Source organism: Actinocrinis sp., assembly GCF_035650855.1.
Classification (GTDB): domain Bacteria; phylum Actinomycetota; class Actinomycetes; order Streptomycetales; family Catenulisporaceae; genus Actinocrinis.
In genome coordinates this window covers 1-10,132 of record NZ_DASRGV010000209.1, presented here as the reverse complement: position 1 = coordinate 10,132, position 10,132 = coordinate 1, and the positions used below count along the sequence as shown (strand labels likewise).

The following is a 10,132-nucleotide window of genomic DNA, read 5'->3' as shown; positions in this document are numbered from 1 at the left end:
ACCGCAGCACCGACCATCCGATCCAGAACACCGGTCACGCGGATCTGGTGCAGGGCCCGGACGGCTCGTGGTGGATGGTGCTGCTCGGGACGCGTCCGGGCGGGGGCACGCCGGGTTGGCACGGCCTCGGGCGCGAGACCTTCCTCGCCCCGGTCAGCTGGGTGGACGGCTGGCCGGTGGTCGGCGAGCTGTCCCCCGATCTGCCGACCCTGCCCTGGCCGCTGCACCCGTTCCCTGCCGAGCCGACGCGCGACGACTTCGACGACGTTGAACTGCACCCCCGGTGGATTTCGCTGCGCCGCCGGCCGGCCGAACTGTGCACGACGGCGGAGCGGCCCGGCTGGCTGACGCTTCGGGAGAGCGGCCGGTCGCCGGACGACCTGAACGTGACGTTCGTCGGCCGCCGGCAGCAGCACTTCTCCTGCGAAGCACGTGCCCTGATCGACCCCGCCGAGGGGCGCGGCGGTCTGGCCGTGCGCCTCGACGAGCAGCATCACTACGAGATCGAGGCCGGCGACGGCGGTGTGCAGGTGGTCGCCCGCATCGGCCCGCTGCGCACCGTGGTGGCGCAGCGGGCCGTGCCCGCGGGTCCGGTGATCCTCGGCGTTCAGGTGCGCCAGACGGACGTGGTGCGCGACTCGCGCACCGGCCCGGACACCGTGTCGCTGGGCGTGGTGGAACCCGACGGCACGCTGGCGGTGCTCGCCGCGCTCGACGGCAAGTACCTGACGACCGAGGTCGCCGGCGGCTTCACCGGCCGGGTCATCGGCGTGTACGCCGCGACCGGAACCGTCCGCTTCGACTGGTTCGACTACGAACCGATCGGCGGCTGACGCCGGGCCGAATCAGCCCTCGATCTCCGGGCGGCCGGGTTCGGCCCACTTGGTGTGGAAGGTGCCCTCACGGTCAACACGCTGATAGGTGTGCGCGCCGAAGAAGTCGCGCTGGCTCTGGATCAGCGCGGCCGGCAGCCGCTCCGCGCGCAGCGTGTCGTAGTACGCGAGGGCGGCGGTGAAGGCCGGGGCCGGGATGCCGCGGCGCGCGGCGGAGGCGACCACCTCGCGCCAGGGGACCTGGGCGCCGGCGATCTCCTCGGCGAAGTGCTCCTCGGCCAGCAGGCTGACCAGGCCGGGGTTTGCGGCGTGCGCGGCGCGGATGCGGTCGAGGAACGCGGCGCGGATGATGCAGCCCCCGCGCCAGATCTTGGCCACCGCGCCCAGGTCGATGTCCCAGCCGTACTCGGCCGCGGCGTCGCGGATCATCGTCCAGCCCTGGTCGTACGCGATGATCTTGGAGGCGTACAGCGCCTGCTCGACCTGGTTGGTGAAGCGGTCGGTCTCGTGCGCGCGCAGCGGTTGGCGGGTGCCGCCGGGCAGCGGGCGGTAGGCGGCGCGCAGCTCGGCGCGGGAGGAGGCGACGCGGGCGAAGGTGGCCTGCGCGATGCCGGTGACCGGGCTGCCGAGGTCCAGCGCGGTCTGCACGGTCCACCGGCCGGTGCCCTTCTGCTCTGCGGCGTCCTTGACGATGTCGACGAACGGCCGGTCGGTGGCCGGGTCGGTGTGCGCCAGGACCTCGGCGGTGATCTCGATCAGGTAGGAGTCCAGCCGCCCCTTGTTCCAGGCGCGGAAGACCTCGGCGATCTCGGCCGGGCTGTAGCCGGTGACCTCGCGCAGCAGGTGGTAGGCCTCGGCGATCAGCTGCATGTCGGCGTATTCGATGCCGTTGTGCACCATCTTGACGAAGTGGCCCGCGCCGTCCGCGCCGATGTGCGTGGCGCACGGCTCGCCGTCCACCTTCGCGCTGATCTCCTCGAGCATCGGGCCGAGCACGGCGTAGGACTCGCGCGAGCCGCCGGGCATGATCGAGGGGCCGTTGAGGGCGCCCTCCTCGCCCCCGGACACCCCGGTGCCGACGAAGTGGATCCCGCGCTCGCGCAGCGCGGCCTCGCGCCGGCGGGTGTCGGCGAAGTGCGCGTTCCCGCCGTCGATGATCATGTCGCCCTCGTCGAGCAGCGGGGCGAACTCGTCGATCACGGCGTCGGTCGGCTCGCCGGCCTTCACCATGATCATCAGCCGCCGCGGCCGCTCCAGCGCCGCGACGAAGTCCTCGGCGGACTCGGCCGGCACGAAGCTGCCCTCGTGCCCGAACTCCTCGACGAGTGCGCGGGTGCGTGACGGCGTGCGGTTGTGTACCGCGACCGTGTAGCCATGTCGGGCGAAATTGCGAGCGAGATTTCGGCCCATCACCGCCAAGCCGGTGATGCCGATCTGCGCGGTTGCCTCCATGGTGCGCCTCCTTCGTCTGTGCCGGTCGACCGGGAATACGGCTGGAGCGCCGGGCCGGTTCGACGTCACCTACCCGCTGGGGTGCGCGCGGCACACGGCCTTTAGCCCGGCCCTCGTCAAAGCCGTTCGTGCTCTGTATCGTCACCAGTGGTCGGCGCGGGAGAGCAGGGTCGCCGACCGCTCCAGTATTCGGCATCGGCGCGGCCGAGCGCTTTTTGACGCCCCATTCCGGAAACGTTTACAGGAGCGACCGATGCGCCGAAGGACCGGAATCGAGAAGAGCAGGGGCCGCCGCCGTGGCAGCAGGGCCCTGATCTTTGCGGCGGCCGTGGCGGCCGCGTTGCTGCGCTGGCCTGGATCGACGCCTACGACCTGACCCACAACGCCGGCTACCTGAACGAGGCGGCGGCGATCGCCGACTATGTCAGCACCCTGTGGGATTCGAGCAGCTGCGGCGGCGGGGTGTGGTCCGACCGGCAGCGGGTCTACAAGAACGCGGTGGCCAACGGGCTGTACGTCCGGCTCACCGCCGCGCTGCACAACCGCATCGCGGGCGACACGACCTGGCTCGGGCGAGCGAACTCCGCGTGGAACTGGTTCGTCGCGAGCGGGATGATCAACTCCTCCGGTTTGGTGAACGACGGGCTGACCTCGTCGTGCGCGAACAACGGCGGCACCGTCTGGAGCTACAACCAGGGCCTGGCCATTGGTGCCGGCGTCGAGGTCTGGCGGGCGGCCGGCAGCGGCGCGGCGCTGGCCGAGGCGCGCCGCCTCGCCGACTCCGCGATCAGCTCCCCGGCGCTGACCTCCGGCGGGCTGCTGACCGAATCCTGCGACAGCGTCACCGCCACCTGCGATGACAACCAGAAGCAGTTCAGAGGCATCTTCATGCGCTATCTGGGCGACCTGAACGGCGTCACCGGCGGCGCGTACAGCACGTTCATCGCGACTCAGGCCACCGCGCTCTGGGCCAGCGACCGCGACAGCCTCAACCGATTCGGCGAACGCTGGTCCGGACCGGACTCCGGCTCCTACCCGAACATCCGAGACTGGCGCACCCAGGCCAGCGCCCTGGAGGCGTTGCTGGCCGGGTACTGAGGCGCCCGTTGGTGTTAGGTGATGAGAGCGGGCCGGTGCCCGACGAAGCGGAGCCGGCGGATGGGAGAAGGCGGATGAACGACGAGAAGAGCGTGGCCGGCGAGGTGGTGTCGTTGCGCACCCTCGGGGACCGCATGCTCGACGAGGCCCGCGCCGCGCAGTCCGGGCGTGCCGGGCGCACGGTCATCGCGCTGCCCGGTCTGCGCACCACGCTGCTCGCGCTCGCCGCGGGCCGGGAACTGGCTGAGCATCAGGCGCCCGGCTCGGCAACCATCACCTGCCTTAGCGGCGAGGCCACCCTCGCGACCGGCGAGCGCGAGTGGCGGCTGCGCGAGGACGATGCCGTGGCCATCCCGGAGGAACGGCACCGGCTGTTCGCCGAATCCGACACTCTGGTGCTGCTGACTGTGCGGCTCGACTGACCGGGAAGACTCGCGTCGACGACCTGACCGGCAGGACGTCCGCTACCTGTCACGATGTCTCCACCGCACCGATGCTGTGGATGCGGCCGGTGAATGGGTGGCAGGGCGCGAGGGAGGCGGCGGCACGGTGAGCCTGGCCGGGTTGGCGCTGGTGCTGGCACTCGGGCTGGCCGGGCCGCTGCTGGCGGCCCCGAGGCGGACCGGGATCCCGGTCGCGGTCGGCGAGATCTCGGCCGGGGTGCTGGCCGGGCGCACCGGGCTGCGGTGGATCGACCCGGGCGAGCCGGTGCTGGCCTTCCTCGCCTCCGCGGGCTTCGGCCTGATCATGCTCGTGGCCGGCAGCCACGTTCCGCTGCGCGACCCGGCGCTGCGCCTGGCCCTGCGCCGCGGCCTGCTGCTCGCCCTGCTCACCGGCGCGCTCGCGGTCGCCGTGGGCTACGGGGTCGCAGCGCTCTTCGACACCGGACACGCGCTGCTGTACGCGGTGCTGTTCGCGTCCAGCTCGGCGGCGCTGATCATGCCGGTGATCGACGAGGCGAAGCTGGACGCGCCGCCGGTGCTCGCCACGATCGTGCACGTCGCCATCGCCGACACCGCCTGCATCGTGCTGCTGCCGCTCGCCGAGCAGCCGGAGCGCGCGGGGAGGGCGGCGCTCGGCGTGCTGGCCGTACTCGGCGCCGGCGTCCTCCTCCTGCTGGTCACGCGCGAGGCGGCGCATCGCGGACTGCTGACCCGGATGCGCAAGCTCAGCCGCCGCAGGCATTTCGGGCTCGAGCTGCGCGTCCAGCTGATCACCGTCTTCGCGCTGGCCGGGCTGGCGCAGCGGCTCGGCGTGTCGGTCATGCTGGCCGGGTTCGCGGCCGGACTCACGCTCGCGGCGCGCGGAGAGCCGCACCGGCTGGCCCGGCAGTTGTTCGCGGTCACCGACGGGTTCCTCGGCCCGGTGTTCTTCGTGTGGCTCGGCGCTTCCCTCGACCTGCGCGCCCTCGCCTCCCATCCGCGGATGATCGCGCTGGCCGGGGTCCTCGCCTTTGGAACCCTCGCCGCGCACGGCGCCGCGGCGCTCCTGCGCCAGCCGGTCGCGCTGGCCGTGCTGGCCGCAGCCCAGCTCGGCGTGCCCGTGGCGGCGGTCACCATCGGTTCACGCGCGGGCCTGCTGCGGCCCGGGGAGGACGGCGCGATCCTGGCCGCCGCGCTGATCACGGTGGCCACGACCGGGTGGGCCGGGGCGCGGGCCCGCGGCGATGCGGGCCTCGTCGCGCAAACCGAAGCCGGAGAGCCCGCAGCCGACTGAAACACATCCGATGTGTCGGCGTAGATGACCGCAGATGGCTGCCGTTTATGCGCTGAAACACCCGCCTTCCGCTTGACAGGTCCGATCTATGGTGTAAACCTCGCTCACTAGCTCAGGGTTGAGCGAGGGTGAGGTGGCCGATGGGTAGCCGGTTGCGGGGAGCGTTCGCTGCAGCGGTGGCGGCGATTGGCTTAATCGCCGGGCTGGGAGCCGCTCCGGCGCTCGCCGTAGGGAAAGCAACCGGGACGGCGGCGACAGGGAGCGCGGCGTGGGACGCGAGCAGCTGCTCCGGCGCTTCGTGGCTGGACCGGCATAAAAGCCCTGACGAACGCGCCAGCCTGCTGCTCGCGCAGCTCACCCTCGATGACAAGATGCTGCTGCTGCACGCGATCTCGGACAGCACGCACGCCCGGCAGGTCGGGCCGATTCCGCAGCTGTGCGTGCCCGCTCTGCTCCTGACGAACGGCTCGGCCGGAGTCAGTTCCGGCGGCGTCGTGCAGTATCCGGCCACTGCGTTACCCGCGCCGATCGGCGCCGCGGCCGCCTGGGACGCGTCCACCGCGGCGCGATACGGCGCCGTCGAGGGCCGGGAAACGCTGGACCAGGGCCGCAATCTGCTCGAAGGCCCCGACGTGAACATCGCCCGAGTGCCTCTCAACGGCCGCACCTTCGAGGCCTACGGAGAGGACCCCTACCTGGCCGGGCAGACCGCGGTCGGCGACATCCGCGGCATCCAGTCGCAGGGCGCCATCGCCGAGGTCAAGCACTTCGCGGCGAACAACCAGGAGACCAACCGCAGCACGATCGACGAGCGGATAGACCCGCGCACTTTGCACGAGATCTACCTCCCGGCGTTCCAGGACGCGGTCGTGCAAGGCCGCGCCGGCTCGGTGATGTGCGCCAAGAACCAGGTCAACGACCAGTACGCGTGCGAGAACGGCGGGCTGTTGCAGCAGACGCTGCGGCAGGACTGGGGCTTCCGGGGCTTTGTGACCTCCGACTTCAGCTCCTGCCACAGCACGCTCGACTGTGTCGACGCCGGGATGAACATCGAACTGCCCTCGGCGACGTACTACGGCGACGCGCTCAAGGCAGACGTCGAATCCGGGCAGGTCTCGACGGCGGCAGTCGACGCCCTCGTATACCCGGTGCTGCGGACCATGTTCCAGTTCGGGCTCTTCGATCGGCCCGCGACCACCGAACCGATCAACGCGGCCGCCGACGGGCGGGTGGCCCGTGACGCCGCCGAGGCGGGGACGGTGCTGCTCAAGAACGCCGGCGGCGTCCTGCCGCTCAGCCCGCGCAGCGTGCACTCGGTCGCGGTGATCGGCCCGGGCGCCAGCACGGCCGTCACCGGCGGCGCGGGCAGCCCGGACGTCGCGCCGCTGTACACCGTCAGCCCCCTGACTGGAATCGAGAAGCGCGCCGGGGCCGCGGTGAAGGTCGACTACGCGGAGGGCATGCCGCCGGTCAATCTCGGCCCGCAGCCCGCGGTCCCGTCGAGCGCGCTGGCTCCCGCCGACGGTGCCGCCGCCGTCAGCGGCCTGACAGCGCAGTACTTCCCCACGCCGAACCTCACCGGCACGCCGGTGGCCACCCGCGACGAGCCGTGGATCGACACCGACTACCACGCGGTCGCGCCGGTCCCCGGCCTGCCTGCCAACAGCTGGTCAGTGCGCTGGACCGGGACCGTCACCGCCCCGGTGACCGGCGCGTACACCTTCAACCTGACCAGCCACGGCAGCGCCGCGCTCTACCTGGACGGAACCCAGGTCGCTTCGGGCAAGGGCTCCTTCCCGGCCTCCACGGCCACCGCGACGGTGAACCTGGTCGCGGGCCAACCGCACTCGATCCGGGTCGACTATCAGGGCACGAGCACCATCGAGCTGGGCTGGACCGCGCCGGACGGCGCGCAGGACCCGCAGATCGCGCAGGCCGTGGCCGCCGCCAAGTCCTCGGACGTGGCCGTGGTCTTCGTCGGCGAGAAGGAGAGCGAGGGCGCCGACCGCACCGGCCTGGCACTGCCCGGCTATCAGGATCAGCTCGTCGAGGCGGTCGCCGCCGCCAACCCCCGCACGCTTGTGGTGCTCAACACCGGCGGCCCGGTACTGATGCCGTGGCTCGGCCAGGTCGCCGGCGTGCTCGAGGCCTGGTATCCGGGCGAGGAGGACGGGAACGCGATCGCGGCGCTGCTGTTCGGTGATTCGGATCCGGGCGGACGCCTGCCGATCACCTTCCCGCGCAGCCTCGCCGACACCCCGGCCAACACTCCGGCGCAATATCCGGGCGTCGGCGGCGTCGCGACGTACTCCGAGGGCGTGTTCGTCGGCTATCGGCACTACGACGAGGCGGGAATCGATCCGCTGTTCCCGTTCGGCTACGGGCTGTCCTACACGACGTTCAAACTCAGCAGGCTGAGAGTCGAGGGCGGCGGCCGGACGGTCAGCGTCGACGTGACGAACACCGGTCGGCGGGCCGGTTCGGAAGTGGTCCAGCTCTACATCGGGCATCCGGCGGACTCCGCGGTGCCGGAGCCGCCCAATCAACTCGAAGGCTTCGCGAAGGTGCAGCTCGCGCCGGGACAGACGCGACACGTGACGCTCAGCCTCACCCCGCAGTCCTTCGCCTATTGGAACGCCGCCGCGAACGCCTGGACCGTGCAGCCGGGCACGTACACGGTCTCCGTCGGCACCTCCTCGCGTGACCTCCCGCTCGCCGCACACATCGAGATCGGTGGCTGATATGAGAGCTCGACGTCTGCTCGCACTGGCCACGACCGGGACGCTCGCCGCCTCGCTGCTTTCCTCGGCAGCCGCGGCGGACGCGAGCAGCGAGCCGACGACCGCGTGGCGCGACGGCGCGTTCCATGTGGACGTCCCGGGCGTGGTCGGCCGCTCGGACGTGGTGCTCGGCCAGCCGAACGCCGCCGCGGCGCAGGCGATGCCGCTCGGCAACGGCAGCCTCGGCGCGGCGGTGTGGGCGGCGAGCGGATTCACCGCGCAGCTCAACCGCGCCGACACGCTGCCCGACCGGCTCTCCCCCGGCCAGGTGGTGATACCCGGTCTCGCGAAGCTGACCGGTGCGCCGGACTACCACGGCCGCCTCGACCTGTATGACGGAGTGCTGACAGAGTCCGGCGGCGGCATGACCGCGACGGCGTATGTGAGCTCTGCGACGGACGAGCTCGTGGTGAACGTGACCGGCGCCGATCCCGGCGCCGTCCAAACCGCGCGGCTCGGCTTGTGGCAGCCGAGAACCCCGGCCGCGCAAGCCGTCGGCGCAAGCGTGGGCGTGCTCTCGCAGACCTGGGTCGACAACACCCAGCCGGGCGCGAGCAACGAGACCTTCGGCGCGCTCGCCGCCGTGACGGCCTCCGGCCAGGGCGTGCAGGCCAGCGTGGTCGATCCGCTCACGGTGCAGGTCAGCTTCCGTCCACACGCCGACGGCTCGTTCCGCGTCGTGGTGGCCGCCCCGCAGTGGACCGGCGGCGACGTGACCGCCGTGGCCCGCGGCCTGCGCGCCGATGCCGCGCCGTTTCCCGCCGCGGCGCTGGATTCCGCGCAACGGCGCTGGTGGCACGGATACTGGAGCCATGTCGGATTGATGGAGCTCTCCTCCGCGGACGGCGCGGCGCAGTACCTTGAGAACGTCCGGCTGGTCAGCCTCTACGCGGCGGCCGCGGAGCGCGGCACAGTACGGCCGGGCTCGCAGGCCGGCGTCGCCGACCTGTTCGACTCATCGCAGGACTCGCATTCCTGGGATCCGGCCTCCTACTGGGGCTGGAACCTGCGGATGATGGTGACGGCGAACCTCGGCGCGGGCGCGTTCGGCAACAACGACGCCTATTTCGCGATGTACCGCAACGATTTGACGGCGATCGAGAACTGGACGTCGAGCCAGTTCGGCGGGCTGCCGGGCGCCTGCGTCCCGGAGACCATGCGGTTCAGCGGCGTGGGCATCCAGGTGCACCAGGCGAACGGAGCGTGGGGCGCGCGGCCCTACCTGGACTGCAGCGCGCAGGGACCGGCGAACTTCAATGCCAGAACCCTGAGCACCGGCGGCGAGGTGTCGCTCTTCATCTGGCAGACCTATCTGGCCACCGACGACCTCGGCTTCCTGCGGGCGAACTATCCGCTGATGGCCGCGTGGGCGCGATTCATGCTGGCCTACGCCAAGCCGGGCGCCGACGGCTTCCTGCACACCAGCCCGTCCAACGCGCACGAGACGCAGTGGGACGTGAACGATCCGACCACTGACATCGCCGCCATGGACGCGGTCTTGCCCGAGGTGGTCCAGGCGGCGCGGATCCTGCACCGCGACGGCGACCTGGTCGGCCAGATCGAGGCCGCGCTGCCGAAGATCCTGCCGTATCCGCGTACTGACGCCGCGACCCGCACCCAGCAGCTCACCCCGGCCGCCGACGCGACCGGCGGCGACGTGGTCGGCATGTCGTACCAGCAGGCCGCGCCGACCCACAACACCGAGAACCTCGGCCTGGAACCGGTCTGGCCGTACGGGCTCGTCGGCGACAGCGGGCCGCTGAGCGCGCTGGCCCGGCGCACCTTCACCGACCGGCCGAACGTCGAGATCAATGACTGGAGCCTCGACCCGATCGACGCGGCACGGCTCGGGTTGGCCGCGGACGTCGCCAAGACGCTCGTCGACCAGACCGAGAAGTACCAGTTGCGTCCGTCGGGGCTGGCCGCGTTCGGCGCGAGCTATCCCGAGCCGTACGCGGAGCAGGGCGCGGTGGTCGCGGACGCGTTGCAGGACGCGATGGTGCAGGACTACGACGGCTTGCTGCGCGTCGCCCCGGCGTGGCCGAGCGGCTGGGACGCCGACGCCAGCGTGTACATCCAGCATCGCGGCAAGGTCGATGTACAGGTGCGCGGCGGCCGGCTGCTGACCGTGGCGATCGAGGCCGGAGCGACCGGTCCGATCCGGATCCGCAATCCGTGGCCGGGACAGACGGTCCAGGTGGTCAGCGGTGCGACGCATATCGCCATAGGCCCGACGTCAGCAGACGAATTCAC

7 protein-coding genes are annotated in these 10,132 nt (G+C 71.6%); 6 read left to right on the top strand and 1 reads right to left on the bottom strand.

Annotated elements, in window-relative coordinates:
- A partial coding sequence (locus tag VFB40_RS15005) for a beta-xylosidase family glycoside hydrolase (protein ID WP_324851098.1) occupies positions 1-833 on the top strand: 833 nt, incomplete at its 5' end.
- A gap of 12 nt (positions 834-845) precedes the next feature.
- Here the strand turns inward: VFB40_RS15005 and gnd are convergent.
- Positions 846-2,285 carry an NADP-dependent phosphogluconate dehydrogenase gene (gene gnd, locus VFB40_RS15000; RefSeq protein WP_324851096.1) on the bottom strand — a complete coding sequence of 480 codons (1,440 nt, stop codon included), beginning with the start codon at positions 2,283-2,285 and terminating at the stop codon, positions 846-848.
- 225 nt (positions 2,286-2,510) lie between these two features.
- Here gnd and VFB40_RS14995 point away from each other — a divergent pair, with 225 nt between their 5' ends.
- The 5 genes from VFB40_RS14995 to VFB40_RS14975 all read left to right on the top strand — a co-directional run.
- Positions 2,511-3,383, top strand: coding sequence for a glycoside hydrolase family 76 protein (locus tag VFB40_RS14995; RefSeq protein ID WP_324851100.1), 873 nt, complete (start codon positions 2,511-2,513; stop codon positions 3,381-3,383).
- Positions 3,384-3,457: 74 nt separating this feature from the next.
- Positions 3,458-3,805 carry a cupin domain-containing protein gene (locus tag VFB40_RS14990; RefSeq protein WP_324851094.1) on the top strand — a complete coding sequence of 116 codons (348 nt, stop codon included), beginning with the start codon at positions 3,458-3,460 and terminating at the stop codon, positions 3,803-3,805.
- Between the two features lie 127 nt (positions 3,806-3,932).
- A complete protein-coding gene (locus VFB40_RS14985) occupies positions 3,933-5,099 on the top strand; it encodes a cation:proton antiporter (protein ID WP_324851092.1) in 1,167 nt (388 codons plus the stop codon).
- 176 nt (positions 5,100-5,275) lie between these two features.
- Positions 5,276-7,840: a beta-glucosidase gene (locus VFB40_RS14980; protein WP_324851091.1), complete on the top strand. Its 2,565-nt coding sequence runs from the start codon at positions 5,276-5,278 to the stop codon at positions 7,838-7,840.
- 1 nt (position 7,841) lies between these two features.
- Positions 7,842-10,132: glycosyl hydrolase family 95 catalytic domain-containing protein (locus VFB40_RS14975; protein ID WP_349261484.1), on the top strand; the 2,291-nt coding region annotated here is incomplete at its 3' end.

Coding starts and splice junctions, on each gene's coding strand:
- gnd (WP_324851096.1), bottom strand. CDS start 2,285: ATGGAGGCAACCGCGCAGATCGGCATCACCGGCTTGGCGGTGATGGGC.
- VFB40_RS14990 (WP_324851094.1), top strand. CDS start 3,458: ATGAACGACGAGAAGAGCGTGGCCGGCGAGGTGGTGTCGTTGCGCACC.